Raw genomic sequence first — 1,152 nt, 5'->3', positions numbered from 1 at the left:
ATCGCAACCCGCTTTTAAGAACTGCTGTAATTCTTGATGGTTTCCTTTCAAGAACCGTTCTTAGCCTGTCAGTGTTTATCGCACTGGTGATGGGTTAGTTCACTCGATATTTAGGCCTCTTTGGCGCTCATATTCTTTTTGTAATAATTCTTTATTGAAGTCGCTGATGTTCGTTAAACCTTTTTTTATTAAACGAATAGTAACATAATTATTAATTAATTGCAAAAAATCATGATCACTAGAATAAATATCTGTAATTATTTGATTAGAACTAGCTTGTTTAGCAATAGTTCCAATAATGTCATCAGCTTCATAAATACGGATAGATTATTGGCGTTTCATTAATAGGATTGGATTTTCTATCAAATATTACCAACAGCCCCCGTCCAAACGGTGCGAGCAAGTTTCCCAGCACACCGCTTTCCATAATTTATCCCTGTTCCGGGTTTAACTTCGTGTCACCACTGGTTAAATGTTTATTCTTGACCTTTTACTCTTTTTGAATCTTCTAATATCCCTTATTGTTGGTTGGTCCTTTTACGATGACAAACCTGACAAAGGACAATTGTTTTTTGTTCATCGCCCTTTGCCAATGAGCGTTTCTAATGGTTCCGAAATGATGAATTTCCAGGGATTGATTTTCTGACTAGTAGACTTCCACATTTTCGTGCTGTTAACCTGTCAATTAATCTGGTTCGTTCTTGGAAAAGATTGGGATTGATGGCTATTTCGAATGTAAACTCTTTTAACCGATTTCGGGTTATATTGGTTGTGAACATGTTTTTGGTGATATTTCTTAATTTGTTTAAAATCCATATCATTAATTATTTTCCCGTCTATTCCTGGTGTTCCTGTCCCATTATTGGTAAGCAACCGGATTAAACGCGAGATAAGTATTAATTAAGTGGTTCATTGCCCATTTGAGTTCTTGTTTTAATGGGTATTGTTTTAAAGATTGGTCAGGAATTTTATTCATTATCCGAAGAAGTTGCGATACTAACACTTCATAGATCTTTTGTCTATACGGTCTCCATGAATAAACAATAAATTACTTTCTGCTTTCGCCCTATAAGAGTGGTTAACTCTCTTCTTGGTAAGACGATTAGCTAGCTTATTCCAAAACTAGATTTACTCTTACGACTACTAAACAGA

General features: G+C 35.1%; 1 protein-coding gene. It reads right to left on the bottom strand.

Annotated elements, in window-relative coordinates; translation table 11 throughout:
• Positions 1–99: 99 nt before the first annotated feature.
• Positions 100–258 carry a hypothetical protein gene (locus OC701_RS02650; RefSeq protein ID WP_338140528.1) on the bottom strand — a complete coding sequence of 53 codons (159 nt, stop codon included), beginning with the start codon at positions 256–258 and terminating at the stop codon, positions 100–102.
• Between the last annotated feature and the right edge of the window lie 894 nt (positions 259–1,152).

The sequence above is a fragment of the Candidatus Phytoplasma bonamiae genome (assembly GCF_030586845.1).
GTDB lineage: Bacteria > Bacillota_I > Bacilli_A > Acholeplasmatales > Acholeplasmataceae > Phytoplasma > Phytoplasma bonamiae.
The sequence above is the reverse complement of the archived record's forward strand: the minus strand, read 5'-3'. Positions and strand labels throughout refer to the sequence as shown.